This window comes from Fuscibacter oryzae (genome assembly GCF_016765795.1).
Classification (GTDB): domain Bacteria; phylum Pseudomonadota; class Alphaproteobacteria; order Rhodobacterales; family Rhodobacteraceae; genus Fuscibacter; species Fuscibacter oryzae.
Map to the genome: position 1 here is coordinate 76,444 of NZ_JAESVP010000006.1, position 19,454 is coordinate 95,897.

The following is a 19,454-nucleotide window of genomic DNA, read 5'->3' on the forward strand; positions in this document are numbered from 1 at the left end:
GTCGCCTCTGGTTGCGCAAAAAGGCGCAAGTTGTTCGCAACATTACTGTCCGGTCCACTGGCAGCGTCCTTCCATCTGCAAAGGAGGGCAAAATGCCAAACAGATCAACATCGCTGCTTACGACCAAGCAGCTCCCCGAAATCACGGGTCTCAGCGTTAGCTTCTTCGAAAAGGGTCGCATCTACGGCTACGGCCCCCGGTACATCCGTATTCAGTCTGGTGCCAAGGCTGGCAAGGTCCTCTACCGCCGCGAGGACGTGGAGAACTGGCTTATTGCTCAGGCGTGCACGCCGGAGGCAGGTCGCCATGGCTGCTGAGTTTCAGCCCAACCCTGCCCAATCCGTACAGTGGCTTCGCTGGCTACACCCAGATGGCAACCTATACATCGAAACGATGGCAAGTGTCGGGCCAGCAAAACCGATTGTCCGCCAGTTCGCACCGGGCGAGGAAGCTCAAGCCGCTGATTACATTGCGGCGGTGAACGGCGAGGTCGCTCGACGCAATGTCTACTTTCTGTCGAACGCCAGATTTCTTAACGGCTCGCGAAAGAAAGAAAACCTTTCTCTCGCCCAGACGCTTCATGTGGATCTAGACAACAAGGACTACCCTGGCACAGAGGCGGAACAGCTTGATAGAATTCTTGCGGTGCTGCTTGATCCAAATGTCCGACCAAAGGGAGTACCTGAACCCACGACCGTATGGTTCACCGGTGGTGGCTGTCAGGCAATCTGGAAGCTTGCGGAGCCCATCACTGTTGAGGCGGCGGAGGCACTGAACCTTGCCATTCTGGCAGCAATGCAGGGCGGTCCCGGCACTCACAATGCGGACCGCCTTCTGCGTCTAGCTTGGTCGATGAACTGGCTGAACGACAAGAAACGTGCAGCGGGTCGGAAACCCGCAACGGCATGGCAAGTGCATCCGGTTCGCCTTGACGCACCGCCGAAAGCCTATTTCCCGAAAGATTTTTCGTTGAAGGTGCCCGGATCAAAAGACTCGACGGAAAAGACAAAAACTCTTGTGCCGTCTGGGACAGAGGAAATTGCGCCACTACCGCTTCCTGCAGACCTAATGGAAACGGTGCCATATGACCCAAAGTGGATCGACGCCATCGTCCTTGGCAAGAACCCTCCGCACCACGACTACGCTTCTCGCTCAGAGCTCGTGCTTGGAGCGTCAATTTGGATGCTTAGTCAAGGCGTTCTGCCGGGTCATGTGCTTTCGATCATCACCGCGCCTGATCTTGGGATCAGTGCCCATGTGCGCGAAAGCCCCGACGTTATGCGCTACGCCCAACGACAGGTAAAGCGGGCTATGGCGCTCCTAGAGGCAGGGCGTGGAGAGTGGCCCGTGCTAACTGAGAAGTTCACACCAGTAGCGCACCACCCCAAAAACGTTCGATATGCGCTGGCACGTCTTGCCGTGGATGCGCAACGAAACGTCTTCAATAACACCGACGAGATTAGGGGTGCTGGGCTTGAGGGGCGGGACCTAAACGACATCGCGGAAATTCTCTGCAGCCAGTTTGGTCGCGAACTCGACTTCACCGCTAGCCCGGCGGCTATTAAGAGGGAACTTCTCGCACTTGCCCATGAAAACCCATACCACCCCATTCATGACTATCTTGATGGGCTCGCATGGGACGGGACGCCAAGGATCGACCGGTGGCTAACAACCTATTGCGGCGCTGACGATACCGAAATGAACCGGGAATTTGCCTCCAAGTTCTTGATCGCAGGTGTCCGGCGCATCAAACAGCCGGGGTGCAAGTTTGACACAATGATGGTCTTCGAAGGTCCGCAGGGTGTTGGGAAATCGCAGGTAGCGCAATTGCTGGCTGTACGGGAAGAATGGTTCTGTGGCAGCCTTGACCTCAGAAGTGACGACAAGACCAAGGCCGAGTTGATGGGCCGCGCTTGGATCATAGAATGCCAGGAATTGGACGGTCTGAACAAGGCAACTAGTCAAAGTCTCAAGCGTTTCCTTAGCACAGCCACCGACAGCTACAGGCGAGCCTACGCCCGGGATGCCGGGGAGTATCCCAGACACTGCATCATTCTTGGGACAACGAACGAAAGTACCTATCTGCGCGATCTGACGGGCAATCGGCGCATATGGCCAGTCGTGGTGGGTCAGATCGATCTTGAACGCTTCAGCGCCGATTTGGACCAACTTTGGGCAGAAGCGGTAGTGCGGGAGGCGACAGGTGAGTCAATTATTCTGTCTCCGCACTTGTGGGATGTAGCGAAAGCAGCGCAGGTCCAGCGTATGGTGGAGGATGCCTATGCCGATGTTTTGGAAGGTGCGTTTGAAGGGATTACGGGTCGCGTCTCCATGGAAAGCGTAAAGCTATTGCTTGGCCTAGATACGGCACACATGTCGCCCACGGACGCGCGAAGGATCAGGGCAGCCATGGACGGGCTGGGGTGGGAATATGCCACCCATCGCCTGCACGACCTAGGACGACGCACGAAAGCCCTGCGGCGCGGGTTCGCGCACGGTAACACCGAAGAGCGCAAAGTCGAATACATCGCCCGGCGCATAGAGGGAGGCATCGTGGTGATCGAGCGCCTAGACGGACAGCACGACGAGGAAACGCCATTTTGACCGACGGCGGGCGTACCATGTAACGTAACATAAGGCCCAAACTAGCTTGCACTACCCGGTGGGGCGCTACGGTGCCCCACCATTTTTGCTTATGGAACCTTCCGAGCTAAGTTACTGTTACAAGTTACAAAACTGCTTTATTTCATGGGATGAAGCCAAGCTTATGCTGGAACGGGCCAGCCGCACCTTTGAAGGTATGTGCAGGCCAGCCTAGGCCAAGGTACCCAGCAGCCCTTAAGGCCGCTGTACGGGCCGCTGCGCGCGCCGTAGGTGGATGCAACAGGGAGGGTTAGCCTTCAACCCTCAGTTCCAGCGTCCGCCATCCACCGCTTTCTGGGAAATACTGGATTCTTCCCTCGAAGGTTGTCCGCAGCATGGCCCCGAACCCGTTTTGTGCATCCACCTTGCCGAAAACTTGGTAGATGCAGTCACCGAGGTGCCTCGTGCCCGGCTCATATCTGCCGGGAAAATCCGCCGTCGATGGTGCGCGCAACTGCTCGCGGACTTCGTTCTGGAGCATCACGTATGCCATCCCCGCCTTGTCGTCGGTGCATTCGGCTAGGTACGCAGCCTTCGCGGTGTTCTGGCGTCGCTTCGCTTCGACCTCGTATTGCTCGGGGCGGAGTTCCTTCAGCGCGTTCAGCCAACGGACTTCGTCTTGGGTACGCAAAGTGGTGAGATAAGCTTCGACGTCGGTGGCGCGCAGATGGGCCAACTCAGCCTCCTGATGGGCTTGGATCTTCGGCCCCATGAAGATAGCCGCGCCAAAGCATACGAACATGACCATGAATGCCTTGAAGCGCCCAGTAATGCGGGGCGGCTTCCAACCGAAAAGCAAGCACAGCGTCGCCACCACGAAGATGCCGAAGGTTGTCCACATGGCGACTTCGACATGGGCATAAGTGAGGATGACCAGAAGCACCGTAAGCGCGGTCAACTCCAAGTAGGCAATCAAAAACTGCATCGGAAAGTCTCCACAAAACCGAGACTTATAGTCTGCACGCGCCAAAGCAGAGCGACAACAGAAAATGAGACTCATAGTCTGTAGATCAATAGTCTACAGCGTTGCGCTATGGCCGCATGAACATAAAGGCGGTCGTGGGCAGGAACGTAAGGCGGTATCGGGAGCTGAAAGGCATCTCGCAGGAAGAGCTTGCCTTCGACGCCGACTTGCACCGCACCTATGTCAGCGGAGTTGAACGCGGGGTGCGCAACCCCACCGTCCTTATCGTCGGCAAACTAGCCAATGCACTTGGCGTTGCGCCTTGCAAGTTATTGGAATATAAGGAGACTTCCTGAGAAGGATGGTGCCGGTGAAGGGACTCGAACCCCCGACCCCATCATTACGAATGACGTGCTCTACCAGCTGAGCTACACCGGCATCCTTCTCTGCGTTGGCCCTACTATGGCCCTACTGACAATACAACCCCCGATCTAACTACTTGGCTTTACACGTCTTTCACGAGCGGACCCGCTACTTACGAATGACGTGCTCTACCAGCTGAGCTACAGCGGCACTCTTTTCTTCATGCGTCAGGTTGCGTGGGGTGGTGACCTTTCGGGCGCCACCAAGCTTTGCCTGAACCGCCGCGCCGAATTAGCAGCGCGGGGCTTCGCTTGCAAGCCGGAAGCTTGACTAATTTGCACTGCGTGCGATGGCTGCAAGGTCAATGATGTCGTCCTTTACGGTCTCGGGCGGGGCGGAGGGTGGGGCTTTGACCATCAATGGCAGCAGTTCGGCACCTGTTGCACTTGGCCCGATGGTCTCGACCGGCTCGCGCCAGCTCAGGGTGTCAAACCCACCACAATTCTCGCAGATGGGGTGCCATTCGGAATGGATCGACTGGCACTTGTCGCAACACCATTGCGGCCCGCGCGGTGCCGTCAGCGCCTTGGCCAACCAGCCCCGCACGATGGCATCATCGGCACCCTCGCCCCGCTCTATCGCGGCCATGATTGCAAAGGCGCGCTGTGTCGGGTGGCGGGTTACCGTGTCGGCCAAGGCGCGGCGGGCCACCGGGAAGTCTTCGGCCGCCACATTCAGTTCGGCCAAAAGCATGCGGGATTCATCGTGATTGGGATTGGCCGCAATCAACGAGGCAAAGCGCTTTACACGGGCGGCTGGCGTTTCTTCTGGCTCTATCTCGGCAAAGGCGGCGGCCAGATCGGGGTGAGGCTGCGATTCCCAGGATTTGCGCAGCAAACGGGTGGCCCCCTTCTTGTCGCCCTTCAGCGTCAAGCTGCGGGCGGCCATGGCAGCAGCCGGAATAAGATCGGGCGACTTGCGATTGGCCTCGATAGCGGCCTCGCGTAACTCGATGCTGGACTGATCATCCAAAAGACTCCGTGCCTCTTGCAGGGCAAGAACAGCGTCACGCCGACGAAACAGCTCTTTCGGCAAGGCGCCCGCCTTCATCTTGGCGCCAAGTGTGGCGCGAGCCCCCTTCCAGTCGGCGCTGTCTGATTGCAGCTTTAGCAGAATGTCCTGCGTGGCGGCGTGACGCGGCTTTAGCGCAAAGGCCTTTTCGGCCAATGCCAGGGCTGTTTCGGTATCCCCCCCGGCAATCTTTTGTTTCAAAAGGCCGTGAATCGCAATGAACCGCGTTTCCTCATGCCCAAGCAACGCCTTGTAGGCAGCCTCGGCCCGGCTGCCATCACCGGCAAGTTCAGCCGCTTGCGCCACCAGCAAGTTGGTCAGTTCGGGCTTTTGCAGATAGCGCTCGGCCCGCTGCGCCCGCATAAGGGCCAGCCGCCCCTCTCCGGCTGCAACAGCCAGCATCGCCTCTGACATCGCCTTGTAGCCGCGGCGTTCGCGGTTGCGGTCAAAATAGCGCGAAATCGCGGTTTCATCGCCGTTCAGAAAACGCAAGGTCGCCACCAGCAGGCCAACAACCTTCATCAACAGCCAGATCAGCGCCATCAAAACCAGTGCCGTTATCACTGCGGCCAGCGGTGTCAGGGTGAACTCCCACCCCGCAATCTGAATGCGCAGCCCCTCTTGCAGATCCAGCAGCGCACCGGCCGCCAGCGTCAGCACGGCAACCAAAGCCACGAAGAACAGGATTTTCAACAAAGACCAGACCATCTGTGCCCCCTATCCGTCGATCGTTGCCGTCAACGACGACAGGGCCGCAATCGCCGCCAGCCGTTGCTCTGCCTTGGTGTGCCAGTCGGCCATTGCCGCCTTGCCCGGCTCTGGCAGGCTGTCCAGCTGGGCCAGCGCAGCGGCCAGATCGCCTTGGGCAAGGCTGGCTTCTGCGCGCGATAGAACCGCATCGGGATCATTCCCCTCGCGCGGCTGTAAAGACCGCGCGCCGGTTTGTGTCCGCAGAAAGCTGCCGATCCGGTCGGCCCAAGTGGCCCCCATGTCAGCCTGCAAAGATGCCTCAAGCGCAAGGCGCGCGGCATTTGGGAATCCGTCGCGCAATTGCGCAATGGTTGGAATGCCGCTTGCGGCGGGGGCGGACAAAGCCTCTGGTACGGCACCAAGATCGGCAAGCAGGCTGGCATAGGGCACCCCGCTGTCCATCGCGGCCATGACTTGCCCCAGCGCGGTGCGGGCACGGGCTTTGGCAACCATGGCCTCGGTCTCGGATTGCAGCGTGGCGGCGCGCTCTTCAACGGCCTTCAGGCGGTCTTCGGTCTTCTGGGTCACCCCCTCCAGACCCACAGCGCCTTCGGTTTTCAGGGCCTCGACATCGGCGCGCAATGCTGCAAGCGCGGCAGGCGAGGCACTTGTGCCATCGGTGGGCAAGGTTTCAATCGCGGACAAGCGCGACTCCAGTGCCGCAATCCTGCTGTCGACGGGTGAAAGGTCCACCGCAGGTGGGGCCTTGGATTCAAGCGCAGTAATCCGATCAGCCAGTTGGGTATCGGCAGGAACCGGCTGTGAAAGTTTCGCCAATTCCACCTTCAACGCCTCAATCTCGGTCGCCTGCTGCGTCAGCATCGCCTGCAAGTCGCCCGTTACGGCAAGTGGCCAGCCCTTGGGGTAAAGCTGCGCAGCGCCAAAGCCCAAACCAGCCGCGACCACGCCGCCAACCAGGCCCCCAAGAAAGCCACCCCGGCGCGGTTGCGAGCGGGGTGTCGTGTCAATCGGCGGAGGCGTTTTGATCATATCGGCGTCTGGCACAACCGAATCCGTCAGAGCGGGGGTGGGGTCTTCGGTCTGTGACATCGCCGACTCTTTCTGCTGCCTGTGTGTAACGTAATGCGTGCCAGTGCCCGGCATCAAGAACTGCACGCTGCGGCGATAAGCCTTTGTACCGCCAGCAACATGCCATCACTGTCGGGCGTGTCGGCGATTTCCAGCCCAAGAGGATCAAGCGCGGTCAATTCACGGCCAACGGCCAGACTAAGAGCGGCAAGCCAAAGCCCCGGCCTTGGCCCTGCGATTTTTGCAAAGATCCGGGCAGAGCGTGGTGAAAACAGCGGAACGATTAGCGGCTGGTGGCCGCGAATCAACGCCTGCCCCTCTGGCAACGGTGGCGTTTCACGTTGATCGTAAACAACCAGACTTTGCGTCTCTATTCCGCCTTTGGTCAATGTTTCGGCAATATCGCCACGTGCTTCGACACCCCGAAGATGCAGCAGCGGGCCGGTCTCTTGTTCGCGCCGGATCAGCGCAATTAGCGCAGCCGCATCGCCTCCGGCAGATGTTGCGGCAAAGCCCAGTTTTGCGGCCACTTGTGCAGTGCGGTCGCCGACGCACCACGCCCTGCACGGCAGATCATTCCGCATTCGCCCCGCCGCGAGCGCCCCGGATTCGGACGTCAGCACAAGCGCTGAAAACTTGCCGTCCGGCAATGTCACGGGCAAAAATCGTGTCTCCATCAACGGAGAAATGACAACCGGCAGCCTGGTTACCTGTGCCAGCGTCCCGGCAAAGCGCTGGCTTTGCGCCAAAGGCCGGGTCAGCAGGATGATCGGAGCGCGGGATTGTCTGGGCATGTCTTGGGTGTTACCTCGCTAGGAACCCTGGCCGCAACGGAAAGCCATGTCCGGCACCCTGACCTTTCTGGGAATCGAATCAAGCTGTGATGACACGGCTGCCGCAGTGGTGCGCCTGCACGGCACCACGCCAGAGGTGCTGTCCTCGGTGGTCGAGGGGCAAACCGCCCTGCATGCCGCATTTGGTGGGGTCGTGCCGGAAATCGCCGCCCGCGCCCATGCCGAACGGCTGGACGGCTGTGTCGAACAGGCGCTTTCGCTGGCCGGGCTGGATCTGTCGCATCTGGACGGGATTGCCGTGACCGCCGGACCGGGCCTGATTGGCGGAGTTCTGTCTGGCGTCATGCTGGCCAAGGGATTGGCTGCGGCGACGGGCTTGCCGATGGTGGGCGTCAACCATCTGGCCGGTCATGGGCTGACGCCGCGCCTGACCGATGGATTGGCTTTTCCCTATCTGCTGTTGCTGGTTTCGGGCGGCCATTGCCAGTTTCTAATCGTGAAAAGCGCAACCGAGTTTCAGCGGCTGGGTGGCACGATTGACGACGCACCCGGTGAAGCCTTTGACAAGACGGCAAAACTGTTGGGCCTGCCCCAGCCCGGCGGCCCCGTGGTTGAGGCGGAGGCGGCGCTGGGCGACGCCCGCCGGTTTCAGTTTCCCCGGCCGCTGCTGGACAGACCCGGCTGCGATATGTCGTTTTCCGGTTTGAAGACCGCTCTTTTACGGACACGGGATGCTGTGATTGCCGAAAAAGGCGGGATCACCCTACAGGACCGCCGCGATATGTGCGCGGGCTTTCAACTGGCCGTGGCAGAGGTTCTGGCTGAAAAAACCCGCCGTGCCGTGCAGATATATCTGGACCTTGCCCCCTCAAGTGCCGTGTTGGCCGTGGCAGGCGGCGTTGCCGCAAATCAGGCTCTGCGCGGCCGGTTAGAGGCTGTTTCGGCGCAGCTTGGTCTGGGTTTCGTCGCACCCCCGCTGCGGCTTTGCACCGACAATGCGGCAATGATCGCCTGGGCCGGGATCGAGCTGTTTCAAGCCGGGCAGCGCGACGGATTCGACCTGCAAGCCCGTCCACGCTGGCCCCTGGATCAAAACGCACCGGCGATGATCGGGTCCGGCAAGAGGGGGGCCAAGGCATGATCGGCGTCATCGGGGCAGGGGCGTTTGGCACTGCGCTTGCGGTCACATTGGCGAAAAAGGGCCATGAAGTGCGGCTGTGGGCCCGCAACTCGGACCATATCGCCGAGATGGCGCGGACAAGGCGGAATGAATCGCGCCTGCCGGGTATTTCCCTGCCGGAAACAGTGACTGTTACGCCGAATAGTGACGATCTGAATGGCGCAAGCGTCATTCTTCTGTCGCTGCCGATGCAGGCTTTGGGGGCATTTCTGGCGGCACAGGGACGCAATCTTGACAGCCCGTGGCTGGTGGCTTGCTGCAAGGGAATTGATCTGAAAACCCTGACGGGCCCGGTTGAATTGATCCGGCTGACGCGTCCTGCCTGCGGTGCGGCAATCCTGACGGGGCCAAGTTTCGCTGCCGATATCGCGCGCGGCCTGCCAACTGCGCTGACCCTTGCTGGTGGGGACGAGGCGCTGCAAATCCTGCTTTCAACCCCGACCCTGCGGCTATATCGCAGCGATGACACAACCGGCGCCGAGCTGGGCGGGGCAATGAAGAATGTGGTCGCCATCGCAGCGGGTATCGTGATCGGGGCTGGCTTAGGCGATTCGGCCCGTGCCGCGTTGATGACCCGCGGCTATGCCGAAATGCTGCGGCTGGCCCTTGCACTGGGGGCACGCGCCGAAACGCTGGCGGGCCTGTCTGGTCTGGGTGATCTGGTTCTGACCTGCACCTCTGCCCAGTCGCGCAATTTCCGCTTTGGTCAGGCGCTGGGGTCTGGCCAGGGCTTTGACCCCTTGGTCACGGTCGAGGGGCTGGCCACCGCGCGCGCCGTGGCCGCCGTTGCCAGACAGCGGCAGATTGACATGCCGATCACAGCCATGATTGCCGCCCTTGTTGAGAACCAGATTACTCTGCCAGAGGCCATTCAGGCCCTGATGTCCCGCCCCTTGAAACAGGAATAGCCCATGCGCGTCGCACTGATCTGCCGGGACAAGCCCGGCCACCTGGAAACCCGCCTTGCCAACCGCGCGGCGCATCTGGACCATATCAACACCTCTGGCGTTGTGGAGATGGCGGGGCCATTTCTGAATACTGAAGGCCAGATGACCGGCAGCCTGTTGGTGTTGAACGTCGAAACGCTGGAACAGGCGCAGGCCTGGGCCGATGCCGACCCCTATGCCAAGGCAGGTCTGTTCGACAGCGTAACCGTCACCGAATGGAAAAAGGTGGTGGGATGACCTTCTGGCTGTTCAAATCCGAACCCGACACCTGGAGCTGGGACCAGCAGGTCGCAAAGGGGCCCGAGGGCGAAGAATGGCACGGCGTGCGCAACTATCAGGCGCGCAACAACATGCGGGCGATGAAGATCGGCGATCTTGGATTTTTCTACCATTCCAACATCGGCAAGGAAGTTGTGGGTGTTGTCGAGGTGTGCCGCGAAAGCAGCCCGGATTCCACAACGGACGATCCGCGCTGGGATTGTGTGTGGATCAAGGCCGTGCGCCCTCTGATCACCCCGGTTTCGCTGGACACCTGCAAAGTTCAGCCGGGGCTGGAGAAGATGGTACTGGTCAACAACTCCCGCCTGTCGGTTCAACCGGTATCGGCAGAAGAGTGGCGAATTGTCTGTGGCTTGGGCGGCTTGCCTGCCTGACCGGATTTTCGGCTGGCAAAAAGTGAAGGGCCCCGCACCCCTACGGAACCCTTCACCCACCCCACGCACTCCCACCGCACGCGTGTTATGAAAAGGTTCCAGACGTCCTGCCCAGAGTTCAACCATAGGGCTTTTCAGGGGGCGCGGCAAATGCCGAGTTCCTAAAACATGAATCAATTCATTGCTTTGGGAAGATGCCCGCCCGGATAGGGCAGGCACAATGATTTGGCGCCCTCAGGCGTAAACGGCTTCTTTGCCGAAATGCTTGACCAGCAAATAATAGAAAACGGCTCGAAACTTGTTGCGCTCTGACCGTCCATAGGTTTCGACCACGGCATCGATACCGGCCTTGAGCGCCGGAGTATCCGACAGACCCAGCTTCTTGATCAGGAAGTTGGCCTTGATGCGATCAAGCTCTGCCGCATCGCTGGCCGCAACGGTCTGCGCATCATTATCATAGATGGCCGGCCCGCACCCGATGGTCACTTTGGTCAAAAGCGCCATATCGGGTTGAACTTTGCATTTCGTCTTCAGATCGTCCGCATACTTGGCAATCAGCTCGTCTCTTTTGCCCATCGCTGTCCCCACTGGTAAACTCGCGCGCGGCACCACGCCACGCACGTTCCGGTGCAGATTAGGCCAAGGTTTTTTCTTGGCAAAGGGAATAGTCGCCGGTTCTTCCCCCTTGGGCGGAGTTGCGTTCCTCAGTAGCGGTAATGCTCGCTTTTGAACGGGCCATCGACTTGAACACCGATGTAATCGGCTTGTTCGGGGCGCAACTCGGTCAGTTTGACGCCAATCTTTTTCAGATGCAGGCGGGCAACCTTTTCATCCAGAGCCTTGGGCAAGATGTAGACGCCGGGCGCATAGTCTTCTCCCTTGGTCCAAAGCTCGATCTGCGCCAGCACCTGATTGGTGAAGCTGGCCGACATGACAAAGGACGGGTGGCCCGTGGCGTTGCCGAGGTTCAACAGGCGGCCTTCCGACAGCAGGATGATCCGCGCGCCCGAGGGCATCTGGATCATATCCACCTGTTCCTTGATGTTGGTCCATTTGTGGTTGCGCAGGGATGCGACCTGAATTTCGTTGTCGAAATGGCCGATGTTGCCGACGATGGCCATATCCTTCATCTCGCGCAGATGCTCGATGCGGATCACGTCCTTGTTGCCGGTGGTGGTGATGAAGATGTCGGCGCTTGCGACTTCATCTTCCAGAAGAGTGACCTCAAACCCGTCCATTGCCGCCTGCAAGGCGCAGATCGGATCAACCTCGGTCACTTTCACGCGGGCACCCGCGCCGCGCAAGCTGGCGGCCGAGCCTTTGCCGACATCGCCATAGCCGCAGACCACGGCAACCTTGCCGGCCATCATGGTGTCGGTGGCGCGGCGGATACCGTCAACCAGCGATTCCTTGCAGCCGTATTTGTTGTCGAATTTCGACTTGGTGACCGAGTCATTGACGTTGATCGCCGGGAACGGCAGTTGGCCGCGCTTGTGCAGATCATAGAGACGATGCACGCCGGTGGTTGTTTCCTCAGAAACGCCCTTGATCGCGGCTTTGGTCTTGGCGAACCAGCCCGGTGACTGCTTCATCCGCTTCTGGATTTGCAGCTTGATAACTTCTTCTTCTTCCGACTGCGGCACGGCCAGCACGTCTTCGCCCGCCTCCATCCGCGCGCCCAGAAGAACATACAAAGTCGCATCGCCGCCATCGTCGAGGATCATGTTCGCGCCTTCGGGGAACATGAAGGACTGGTCGAGGTAATCCCAATGCTCGGTCAGGGTCTGGCCCTTGACTGCGAACACCGGGATGCCTGCGGCGGCGATCGCGGCGGCGGCGTGATCTTGGGTCGAGAAGATGTTGCAGGATGCCCAGCGGACATCCGCACCGAGTGCCACCAGCGTTTCGATCAGCGCCGCGGTCTGAATGGTCATGTGCAGGGAGCCAACGATCCGCGCACCTTTCAGCGGCTTGGATGCGCCAAATTCCTCGCGGCAGGCCATCAGGCCCGGCATTTCGGTTTCAGCGATGGTCAGTTCCTTGCGGCCAAACTCGGCCAGCGCAATATCCTTGACGATGTAATCGGCAGCCATCGCGGCGCTCCTTGATCCTGAGTTTGAAGGGCAGATAGCATTAGCCTGCCATTTCGACAACCAAGCAGGGCCACCCGATGAAACAACCACGCGCCTGGCAACGGATGCTTTCGGGACGCAGGCTGGACCTGCTGGACCCGACGCCGATGGATATCGAGGTGGAAGACATCGCGCATGGTCTGGCCTTTGTCGCGCGGTGGAACGGGCAGACGCGCGGGGATTGGCCCTATTCGGTGGCCGAACATTCGCTGCTGGTCGAGGAAATCTTTACCCGCTGCAATCCGGGTTGTGCGGCGCGCTGGCAGTTGGCGGCCCTGCTGCATGATGCGCCGGAATATGTGATCGGCGACATGATCAGCCCGGTCAAGGCGGCGGTCGGCCCAAGCTATGGAGAGCTGGATGCGCGGCTGGCGGCGGCGGTGCATCTGCGGTTCGGCCTGCCTGCCATACTGCCTGCGGCGATCAAAAAGGCGATCAAGGCGGCCGACAAGGTTTCTGCCTGGCTGGAGGCGGTGCAGATTGCAGGGTTTTCGCAAAGCGAGGCCGACAAACTGTTCGGGCGACCGGAAAATCTAGTTCTGAAAGGGCTACAGATCAAATTGCGTCCGCCCGCGGCGGCGCGGGCGGACTATATTTCACGACATGCGGAGCTTTTGGCCACGCTCACGATTTAAGGGCCGTTTCGATGCGGCGACCGCGCTGGTCGTTATGGGTTTGCGGACGATAGCCGCCAGCGGCGATCAGCAGGGCATTTGCAATCAGGCTTAACATTTCTTCAGTCCTTCTGGTTCAGTTCCTGCATTGTATATAGGCCTGTTTGGCCCCACACTCGAGTCAGCGATTTTTCCAATCTGTTAGGAAAACTAACATATGGCGATTGATTGGCGCAGCTTTCCCTCGCTGACCCAACTGCGCGCATTCGAGGCCGCAGCGCGGCTGCAAGGCTTTTCGCAAGCCGCGAGAGAACTGAACGTCACGCATGCGGCGATTGCCCAGCAAGTTCGCGCACTGGAGGCGCGGCTGAATTGCGAGCTGATCTATCGCGAAGGGCGCGGGCTCAAACTGACGGCCAGCGGTGACAAGCTGGCGCAGGCCCTTGCCGATGGCTTTGGTGTGATAGAGCGGGCAGTGGCAGACCTTGCCGCCGGTACAGGAAAAGCACCTCTGCACCTGACCATGACGCCCGCTTTCGCCACGCAATGGTTGATGCCCCGACTGGGTGATTTCTGGACCAAGCATCCCGAAATTCCGCTGCTGCTGCACCCCGAACAGCGCGTGGTTGACCTTCGTCGCGACGGAATCGACCTGGGCATTCGGTTTGGCAGTGGAAAATGGCCGGGAGTCGAGGCAGAGTTTCTATCTTCGGCCCGGTACGCGATTGTTGCCGCGCCAGAGTTGCTGGACGGGCGCACCGAATTGTCAAACCGCGAAATATCTGCGATGCCTTGGGTGATCGAACAGGATTGGCCCGAGGCGCTGGCCTGGCTGAAAGAGCGCGGGCTGAAGCCCGATGCCATGCAGATCACCTTGATGCCGAACGAAGAGCTGGCTCTGGCAGCCGCGCGACAGGGCCTGGGCCTGCACGTCGAGGCGATTGCCCTGGTGGAGCAAGATGTCGAAGAGGGTAATCTTGTGATCCTTAGCCAGATTACCGATGACGCCCTGGCCTATTACATCGTGACAAGGCCCGGACCCAAAAGGCCCGAGCTGAAAACTTTTGTTCGTTGGCTGAAATCAGCGGTCTAGTGCGGCTTAGATCAACAGGTCGTCGGGCTTCTTGCCATTCGCAATCGCCGCATCAAACCAGCGCGGCTTACGGCCCCGGCCCGACCAGGTATCTGCGGAGTTGGCCGGGTTGGCATATTTCGCCGTTGCGGGCGTCCGTTTGCGCACCGGCGCGGCGCCAGTAAGCTCCGACAGCGAAAACCCATGTTCCCGTGCTTTTTCTTCCAGCTCGGCCAGTGCCTGTTTTTTCTTGCGGTCAACAAAGGTTGAAATGGCCTTTGTCACCTGAGCGTGCAAGTCTTTCAGGTCCTTCAGGGACAGGGTGTCAAGGTCGAAAGCCATTTTAGGCTCCTTATAATGATATTCGCCGAATTTAGGCCGACGAACCCATTCTATCAACCTGTCCTTTTATTTAGGACTCCGCTTTGCAAGAATGCGCTGCAATGTCCTGCGGTGCATCGAAAGCCGCCGCGCCGTCTCCGAAACATTGCGGTCGCACATTTCATAGACCCGCTGAATATGCTCCCAGCGTACACGGTCGGCGGACATCGGGTTTTCGGGGGGCTCTGGCAAAGCCTCGCCACGCGAAAGCAGGGCGTTCGTCACCTCATTGGCATCGGCGGGCTTTGAAAGATAGTCGCTCGCCCCGATCTTGACGGCTGCAACCGCGGTCGCAATGGCACCATATCCGGTCAGAACCACAATCCGGCAATCGGGTCGGCGCTCGCGCAGGGCCTCGACAACATCAAGGCCGTTGCCATCCTCCAGCCGCAAATCGACAACTGCATAGGCGGGCGGGCGGGTCAGGGCGATCGCACGCCCGGCTGCAACGCTGCTTGCGGTTTCGGGCACAAAACCGCGTTTTTCCATGGCCCTTGCCAGCCGCTTCACAAAAGGCTCGTCGTCATCCACCAGCAACAAACTGCGGTCCGGGCCAAGCTCGGCAATCAGATCTTCGGCCATGGCAATTCCTCTGCGGAAAGATGTCTGTCAGATAGATAGACCGCCCGGTCAGGGGGGTCAAACCCCCCTAACGTGCAGCCTTGTCTGCGAAACAGGCAACGCGGTCTGCCATTGCGGCAGCGGTATCATCGCGCTTGAAGAAATCGACAAACCCATATCCGGGCATGACCAGATAGGTAAAGGTAGAGTGGTCCATCAGATAATAATCGGAATCCCCCTCTTGCTTGCGATAATAGGTCTTGTAGGCCAGAGAGGCGGCTTTGACCTGATCGGGCGATCCTGTAAGCCCGACCATCTTGGGATGAAGATTGGCCGCGAATTCTTTCACAACCTCGGGCGTATCGCGTTCAGGATCGATCGAGATGAAGACCGGCTGCACGTCAAAACCGCGCTCCTCCAATATATCCGTCGCTTCGGCATTGCGGGCATTGTCTGCGGGGCAGACATCCGGGCAGAAGGTATAGCCGAAATAGATCAGGGACGGCTTGGTCAGCACATCCTTGTCGGTCACGGTCTGGCCGTCCCCATTCAACAGCGTGAAGGGGCCACCGATATCTCCACCGCCAACCGCACCGGCCCGACAATCGGCAAAGGGGTCATCCCGTCCGGAGACCAGCCTACGAATCTCGGGGTAGAAGTAGCTTCCCAACAAAAGCGCCGCCATCGCCAGTGCCGCCACGATGGCATAGATCCTTGTCATTCCGCGCCCCTTCTCGGCTATTGCCAATCTGGTTGGCATGTTGCCACCCTTGTCATGCAATGACCAGCCGACGGAAGACGATATGACGACGCAGGGGTTCGGGCCGGAACGCGCAGAGTGGTTGAGGCTGCGGACGCTGATCCTGCTGCGATGGCTTGCGGTTCTGGGGCAAATCGCCGCCCTGGTCGTGGCCCAGCAGCTTTTCCTGATCAGCCTGCCTTCGGGCCTGTGCTATCTGGCGGTTGGGTTGGCCGTGATCGTCAACCTGCTGTTGATGTATCTGTTTCCTGTCAACAAGCGCCTGAGTGAAGCCGAGGCGCTGATCACCCTCACCTTCGATCTGACGCAGTTATCGTTGCTGCTGTTTCTGACCGGCGGTCTTACCAACCCTTTTGCGCTGCTGATCCTGGCGCCGGTTACCGTTTCGGCGCTGGCACTTGAACTGCGATCAACCGTGTTTCTTGGCGCGCTGGCGATTGGGTTCGTAACCCTTTTCGGGCTTTTCAATGTCGCGCTGCATGACGCATCTGGCGGCGTCTTGCAGGTGCCAGACCTGTTCAAGTTCGGCTATTGGCTGTCGCTGATCATCGGCATCGGCTTTCTTGGGATCTATTCGCGCCGCGTGGCAACCGAAATGCGGTCGATGGCGGATGCCTTGCTGGCCACCCAAATGGCACTGGCACGAGAGCAAAAGCTGACCGATCTGGGCGGCGTGGTTGCCGCCGCCGCGCATGAGTTGGGCACACCGCTTGCGACCATCAAGCTGGTTTCCAGCGAGATGATTGACGAATTGGCCGACAACACCGATTTGCAGGATGATGCCCGTCTGATCCGCGATCAGGCCGACCGTTGCCGCGACATCCTGCGATCCATGGGCAAGGCGGGTAAGGAGGACCGGCATCTTCTCAGCGCGCCGCTGACAGCCGTGATCCGCGAAGCGGCAGAGCCGCATCTGGCGCGGGGCAAAACCGTCAGCATCGAAACCGCGCCCAGCGCCGGACCGGAGCCGGAGATACAGCGCCGGCCAGAGCTTATTCACGGGTTGCGCAATCTGGCACAGAATGCGGTGGACTTTGCCAAGGCCCGAGTCTGGATTACCGTCAGTTGGACGGCAGAGTCTGTCAGGGTTCAGATTATCGACGATGGAACCGGCTTTCCATCGCAGATTATCGGGCGGATCGGCGATCCCTTTGTGCGGTCGCGGCGCGAGCCGAATATCGAAATTACCGACAGCAGACCCGGCTATGAAGGGATGGGATTGGGGCTGTTCATCGCCAAGACCCTGCTGGAGAGGACCGGCGCAGAACTGACCTTTGCCAACGCTGGTGACCCGTTTCTGGCGCCAGACGAACGGCCAGACCGCAGCGGCGCCATTGTTGAGGTGATCTGGCCGATGACGGAAATTTCTGTGCCGCGCGGGCGGGCCTTGGGCGAAAATATCCCCATTCGGTAAGAACGCCGCCTTCTCGCCTATAGATTAACGAACGCTTAACAAAATCTCCCCATGGTTGTCGCAGGGGTGAAGGACAAATGTCTGGGGGATTCGGTGAGCATGCTTGTTGCCGCCGGGCTGGTAGCCACGGCCTTTTTGACCGCCCTTGCGGCCCTGACGCTGTTTCGCGCGTTCGAGCTGAGAGATACGAAATCTCGGGGGCAAAGCCTGTTTTCCGACCGTACGGCGGGAACGGTATTTCTGTTCGACGGCGAAACGCTGGTAGATCTGAGCCCTTCGGCCAGGTCGCTGTTGTCGTCAATTCCCGGTCCGGGGGGGCCGCTGGCGCGGTTACAGCGGTTCCTCGCGCCACCCTTTCCCGAACTGGCGGGCCAGATCGCAACCCTGCCAGAGCGCGGGCGGCTGGATCTGGTTTCCGACCCGGCGATGACTCGCACCACCCTGTTGTCGGTGGAAGAGCGCGGCGGGCTGATCCGCCTTGCCCTGGCAGAGCCGGGCGGCGCACCCGGCAATGGACCAGATCCGTTTTCCTTTGCGGCGCTTCAGCAAGAGGTGGAGGACCTGCGCAATGTCGTGACCGAAATGCCCTGCCTTTGCTGGCGAGAGGATGCTGCTGGTGACATCATCTGGTCAAACACCGCCTATCTTTTGATGGCAACCGAGGCGTTGCGGCCGGGAGAAGAGCTTGGCTGGCCATTGCCCCGCCTGTTTGATCGCACCGCGACAACCCAAAACGCACCGGGCCAACGCGCGCGGCTTGCCCTATCGAATCGCCGCGAGTTGTGGTTCCAGCTTGAGTCCGGCGTGGGCGAGACCAGCGCAGGTGTGTTTTTTGCAACGCCTGTCGATGCGCTGGTTCAGGCCGAAACCAGCCGCAAGGAAACCTTGCTGACGGTTTCTAAAACCTTTGCCCACCTGCCAATTGGTGTCGCAGTCTTTGACCAGCACCGGCAATTGCGCATCCTTAATCCCGCCCTCCTGGACCTGACCCGCCTTCCGGCAGAGCTGCTGATGAGCAAGACCTCTCTCATTTCCTTTCTGGATGCGCTGAGAGAGGCGCGCATTCTGCCGGAACCAAAGGATTACAAAAGCTGGCGCGAAGATTTGGTCAATATGGAGCGCGCTGCCTCGGAAGGGCTTTATCAGGAAACCTGGAACCTGCCCCACGGTCAGGTGTTCCGCGTAAGCGGCAGGCCATATGCCGATGGCGGGCTGATGCTGATGTTCGAAGATGTCTCAACCGAAACCATGCGGGCGCGGCGTTATCGGGCCGATCTGGAACTGGGCCAATCGGTGATCGATTCAATGGAAGAGGCGATTGCGGTTTTTTCCCGAGAGGGGCAACTGGTGATGACAAACGCTCATTATGGTCAGTTATGGGGCCGCGACGGGGCAGAGGAGCTGGGCGCGGTTCCCGTAAGCCAGCTTGCCAGCTATTGGCAAAGCCTGACGGCACCGGGTGCCCGCTGGTCAGAGGTGGAGGCCTATGTCTCAACCGTCGGAAACCGTGTGCCCTGGGACGGCGAGGTGCGGCTGACCGATGGCCGCGCCTTGCGTTTCCGCTGTGCCCCGCTGGCGGCCGGGGCAACACTGGTCGCATTTTCGATCCTGAAAGGCGTTACAGGAGAGGGCGTCACCCGGCCGATCGAGCGGAAACAACGCCGCGGGTAACCGGCAGTCCTTGCGGCTGGGGCGGGCGCGGTTAGACTCGGGTTCATGACCCCTGCTGACCGCACCGATATTTCGCTGTTTTTGCCCGATGACGCGGCAACCGAAGCCCTTGCGCGTTGGTTCGCGCCAAGGTTGGTCGCGGGGGACTGCGTCTTGCTTGATGGGCCTATTGGTGCCGGGAAAAGCCATTTTGCCCGCGCCCTGATTCGCGCGAGGCTGGCGCGGCCGGAAGAAGATGTGCCCTCGCCAACCTTTACGCTGGTGCAGGTCTATCCGGCCGATAGTGTCGAAATCTGGCACGCAGACCTTTATCGACTTGGTCACCCGGACGAGGCGTGGGAGCTGGGTCTGGAGCAGGCATTCCAAAGCGCCATCACCTTGATCGAATGGCCAGAGCGGCTGGGAGCCATGGCGCCAAAAGATGCCATTCGCTTGTCGCTAAGCATCGAAGGCGATGGGCGGCGTGCAATCATTTCAACACCGGAAAGGCCAGATATGACGGCCGACCTTCGGCA

20 protein-coding genes, 1 tRNA gene and 1 pseudogene are annotated in these 19,454 nt (G+C 59.9%); 12 read left to right on the forward strand and 10 right to left on the reverse strand.

Annotated features, from left to right (window positions below; translation table 11 throughout):
* Positions 1 to 92 precede the first annotated feature (92 nt).
* Both JI744_RS12990 and JI744_RS12995 read left to right on the forward strand, forming a co-directional pair.
* Positions 93 to 317: a helix-turn-helix transcriptional regulator gene (locus JI744_RS12990; RefSeq protein ID WP_202661566.1), complete on the forward strand. Its 225-nt coding sequence runs from the start codon at positions 93 to 95 to the stop codon at positions 315 to 317.
* On the forward strand, positions 307 to 2,604 hold the full coding sequence (locus tag JI744_RS12995; protein WP_202661567.1) for a virulence-associated E family protein: 2,298 nt from the start codon (positions 307 to 309) through the stop codon (positions 2,602 to 2,604). The genes JI744_RS12990 and JI744_RS12995 overlap by 11 nt, the downstream gene beginning before the upstream one ends.
* Positions 2,605 to 2,893: 289 nt before the next feature.
* On the opposite strand, the gene JI744_RS13000 is transcribed toward JI744_RS12995, so the two are convergent.
* Positions 2,894 to 3,568 (reverse strand): hypothetical protein, encoded by a 675-nt coding sequence (locus JI744_RS13000; RefSeq protein ID WP_202661568.1) that lies wholly within the window; start codon positions 3,566 to 3,568, stop codon positions 2,894 to 2,896.
* A 116-nt stretch (positions 3,569 to 3,684) separates the two neighbouring features.
* Between JI744_RS13000 and JI744_RS13005 the strand changes: the two genes are divergently transcribed.
* Positions 3,685 to 3,903: a helix-turn-helix domain-containing protein gene (locus JI744_RS13005; RefSeq protein WP_202661569.1), complete on the forward strand. Its 219-nt coding sequence runs from the start codon at positions 3,685 to 3,687 to the stop codon at positions 3,901 to 3,903.
* Positions 3,904 to 3,909: 6 nt separating this feature from the next.
* Here JI744_RS13005 and JI744_RS13010 read toward each other — a convergent pair.
* From JI744_RS13010 to JI744_RS13025, 4 genes are all read right to left on the reverse strand, one after another.
* A tRNA-Thr gene (locus tag JI744_RS13010) sits at positions 3,910 to 3,985 on the reverse strand.
* Between the two features lie 255 nt (positions 3,986 to 4,240).
* A complete protein-coding gene (locus tag JI744_RS13015; protein ID WP_202661570.1) occupies positions 4,241 to 5,689 on the reverse strand; it encodes a heme biosynthesis protein HemY in 1,449 nt (482 codons plus the stop codon).
* A 9-nt stretch (positions 5,690 to 5,698) separates the two neighbouring features.
* Positions 5,699 to 6,781 (reverse strand): COG4223 family protein, encoded by a 1,083-nt coding sequence (locus JI744_RS13020; protein ID WP_202661571.1) that lies wholly within the window; start codon positions 6,779 to 6,781, stop codon positions 5,699 to 5,701.
* A gap of 53 nt (positions 6,782 to 6,834) precedes the next feature.
* Positions 6,835 to 7,509, reverse strand: coding sequence for a uroporphyrinogen-III synthase (locus tag JI744_RS13025; protein WP_202661572.1), 675 nt, complete (start codon positions 7,507 to 7,509; stop codon positions 6,835 to 6,837).
* 91 nt (positions 7,510 to 7,600) lie between these two features.
* Between JI744_RS13025 and tsaD the strand changes: the two genes are divergently transcribed.
* The 4 genes from tsaD to JI744_RS13045 are packed head-to-tail and all read left to right on the forward strand — an operon-like array spanning position 7,601 to position 10,334.
* Positions 7,601 to 8,695, forward strand: a complete 1,095-nt coding sequence (gene tsaD / locus JI744_RS13030; RefSeq protein ID WP_202661573.1) for a tRNA (adenosine(37)-N6)-threonylcarbamoyltransferase complex transferase subunit TsaD — start codon at positions 7,601 to 7,603, stop codon at positions 8,693 to 8,695.
* Positions 8,692 to 9,642 (forward strand): NAD(P)H-dependent glycerol-3-phosphate dehydrogenase, encoded by a 951-nt coding sequence (locus JI744_RS13035; protein WP_202661574.1) that lies wholly within the window; start codon positions 8,692 to 8,694, stop codon positions 9,640 to 9,642. The genes tsaD and JI744_RS13035 overlap by 4 nt, the downstream gene beginning before the upstream one ends.
* 3 nt (positions 9,643 to 9,645) lie before the next feature.
* Positions 9,646 to 9,918 (forward strand): YciI family protein, encoded by a 273-nt coding sequence (locus JI744_RS13040; protein ID WP_202661575.1) that lies wholly within the window; start codon positions 9,646 to 9,648, stop codon positions 9,916 to 9,918.
* Complete coding sequence (locus JI744_RS13045; RefSeq protein ID WP_202661576.1) at positions 9,915 to 10,334, forward strand: EVE domain-containing protein; 420 nt, start codon at positions 9,915 to 9,917, stop codon at positions 10,332 to 10,334. The genes JI744_RS13040 and JI744_RS13045 overlap by 4 nt, the downstream gene beginning before the upstream one ends.
* Before the next feature lie 234 nt (positions 10,335 to 10,568).
* Here the strand turns inward: JI744_RS13045 and JI744_RS13050 are convergent, their stop codons facing one another.
* Both JI744_RS13050 and ahcY read right to left on the reverse strand, forming a co-directional pair.
* Positions 10,569 to 10,910, reverse strand: coding sequence for a DUF2853 family protein (locus tag JI744_RS13050; RefSeq protein ID WP_202661577.1), 342 nt, complete (start codon positions 10,908 to 10,910; stop codon positions 10,569 to 10,571).
* Positions 10,911 to 11,038: 128 nt separating this feature from the next.
* The gene (ahcY, locus tag JI744_RS13055; RefSeq protein ID WP_202661578.1) at positions 11,039 to 12,427 is read right to left on the reverse strand and encodes an adenosylhomocysteinase; all 1,389 of its coding nucleotides are present in this window, start codon (positions 12,425 to 12,427) and stop codon (positions 11,039 to 11,041) included.
* A 77-nt stretch (positions 12,428 to 12,504) separates the two neighbouring features.
* On the opposite strand from ahcY, the gene JI744_RS13060 reads away from it, so the two are divergent.
* Positions 12,505 to 13,101 carry an HD domain-containing protein gene (locus tag JI744_RS13060; RefSeq protein WP_202661579.1) on the forward strand — a complete coding sequence of 199 codons (597 nt, stop codon included), beginning with the start codon at positions 12,505 to 12,507 and terminating at the stop codon, positions 13,099 to 13,101.
* Positions 13,102 to 13,297: 196 nt separating this feature from the next.
* Positions 13,298 to 14,173, forward strand: coding sequence for a LysR family transcriptional regulator (locus JI744_RS13065; RefSeq protein ID WP_202661580.1), 876 nt, complete (start codon positions 13,298 to 13,300; stop codon positions 14,171 to 14,173).
* Positions 14,174 to 14,179: 6 nt separating this feature from the next.
* On the opposite strand, the gene JI744_RS13070 is transcribed toward JI744_RS13065, so the two are convergent.
* From JI744_RS13070 to JI744_RS13080, 3 genes are all read right to left on the reverse strand, one after another.
* Complete coding sequence (locus tag JI744_RS13070) at positions 14,180 to 14,494, reverse strand: H-NS histone family protein (protein ID WP_202661581.1); 315 nt, start codon at positions 14,492 to 14,494, stop codon at positions 14,180 to 14,182.
* A 66-nt stretch (positions 14,495 to 14,560) separates the two neighbouring features.
* Positions 14,561 to 15,115, reverse strand: coding sequence for an ActR/PrrA/RegA family redox response regulator transcription factor (locus JI744_RS13075; protein WP_202661582.1), 555 nt, complete (start codon positions 15,113 to 15,115; stop codon positions 14,561 to 14,563).
* Positions 15,116 to 15,182: 67 nt separating this feature from the next.
* On the reverse strand, positions 15,183 to 15,815 hold the full coding sequence (locus JI744_RS13080; RefSeq protein ID WP_202661583.1) for an SCO family protein: 633 nt from the start codon (positions 15,813 to 15,815) through the stop codon (positions 15,183 to 15,185).
* Between the two features lie 82 nt (positions 15,816 to 15,897).
* On the opposite strand from JI744_RS13080, the gene regB reads away from it, so the two are divergent.
* The 3 genes and pseudogenes from regB to tsaE all read left to right on the forward strand — a co-directional run.
* Positions 15,898 to 17,268 (forward strand): sensor histidine kinase RegB, encoded by a 1,371-nt coding sequence (gene regB / locus JI744_RS13085; RefSeq protein WP_202661584.1) that lies wholly within the window; start codon positions 15,898 to 15,900, stop codon positions 17,266 to 17,268.
* 99 nt (positions 17,269 to 17,367) lie between these two features.
* Positions 17,368 to 18,939, forward strand: coding sequence for a PAS-domain containing protein (locus tag JI744_RS13090; protein ID WP_202661734.1), 1,572 nt, complete (start codon positions 17,368 to 17,370; stop codon positions 18,937 to 18,939).
* A 45-nt stretch (positions 18,940 to 18,984) separates the two neighbouring features.
* Positions 18,985 to 19,401, forward strand: a pseudogene (tsaE, locus tag JI744_RS19405) (tRNA (adenosine(37)-N6)-threonylcarbamoyltransferase complex ATPase subunit type 1 TsaE); the annotation flags it as partial.
* Between the last annotated feature and the right edge of the window lie 53 nt (positions 19,402 to 19,454).

Coding starts and splice junctions, on each gene's coding strand:
- JI744_RS12990 (WP_202661566.1), top strand. CDS start 93: ATGCCAAACAGATCAACATCGCTGCTTACGACCAAGCAGCTCCCCGAA.
- JI744_RS12995 (WP_202661567.1), top strand. CDS start 307: ATGGCTGCTGAGTTTCAGCCCAACCCTGCCCAATCCGTACAGTGGCTT.
- JI744_RS13000 (WP_202661568.1), bottom strand. CDS start 3,568: ATGCAGTTTTTGATTGCCTACTTGGAGTTGACCGCGCTTACGGTGCTT.
- JI744_RS13005 (WP_202661569.1), top strand. CDS start 3,685: ATGAACATAAAGGCGGTCGTGGGCAGGAACGTAAGGCGGTATCGGGAG.
- JI744_RS13015 (WP_202661570.1), bottom strand. CDS start 5,689: ATGGTCTGGTCTTTGTTGAAAATCCTGTTCTTCGTGGCTTTGGTTGCC.
- JI744_RS13020 (WP_202661571.1), bottom strand. CDS start 6,781: ATGTCACAGACCGAAGACCCCACCCCCGCTCTGACGGATTCGGTTGTG.
- tsaD (WP_202661573.1), top strand. CDS start 7,601: ATGTCCGGCACCCTGACCTTTCTGGGAATCGAATCAAGCTGTGATGAC.
- JI744_RS13035 (WP_202661574.1), top strand. CDS start 8,692: ATGATCGGCGTCATCGGGGCAGGGGCGTTTGGCACTGCGCTTGCGGTC.
- JI744_RS13040 (WP_202661575.1), top strand. CDS start 9,646: ATGCGCGTCGCACTGATCTGCCGGGACAAGCCCGGCCACCTGGAAACC.
- JI744_RS13045 (WP_202661576.1), top strand. CDS start 9,915: ATGACCTTCTGGCTGTTCAAATCCGAACCCGACACCTGGAGCTGGGAC.
- JI744_RS13050 (WP_202661577.1), bottom strand. CDS start 10,910: ATGGGCAAAAGAGACGAGCTGATTGCCAAGTATGCGGACGATCTGAAG.
- ahcY (WP_202661578.1), bottom strand. CDS start 12,427: ATGGCTGCCGATTACATCGTCAAGGATATTGCGCTGGCCGAGTTTGGC.
- JI744_RS13060 (WP_202661579.1), top strand. CDS start 12,505: ATGAAACAACCACGCGCCTGGCAACGGATGCTTTCGGGACGCAGGCTG.
- JI744_RS13065 (WP_202661580.1), top strand. CDS start 13,298: ATGGCGATTGATTGGCGCAGCTTTCCCTCGCTGACCCAACTGCGCGCA.
- JI744_RS13070 (WP_202661581.1), bottom strand. CDS start 14,494: ATGGCTTTCGACCTTGACACCCTGTCCCTGAAGGACCTGAAAGACTTG.
- JI744_RS13075 (WP_202661582.1), bottom strand. CDS start 15,115: ATGGCCGAAGATCTGATTGCCGAGCTTGGCCCGGACCGCAGTTTGTTG.
- JI744_RS13080 (WP_202661583.1), bottom strand. CDS start 15,815: ATGACAAGGATCTATGCCATCGTGGCGGCACTGGCGATGGCGGCGCTT.
- regB (WP_202661584.1), top strand. CDS start 15,898: ATGACGACGCAGGGGTTCGGGCCGGAACGCGCAGAGTGGTTGAGGCTG.
- JI744_RS13090 (WP_202661734.1), top strand. CDS start 17,368: ATGCTTGTTGCCGCCGGGCTGGTAGCCACGGCCTTTTTGACCGCCCTT.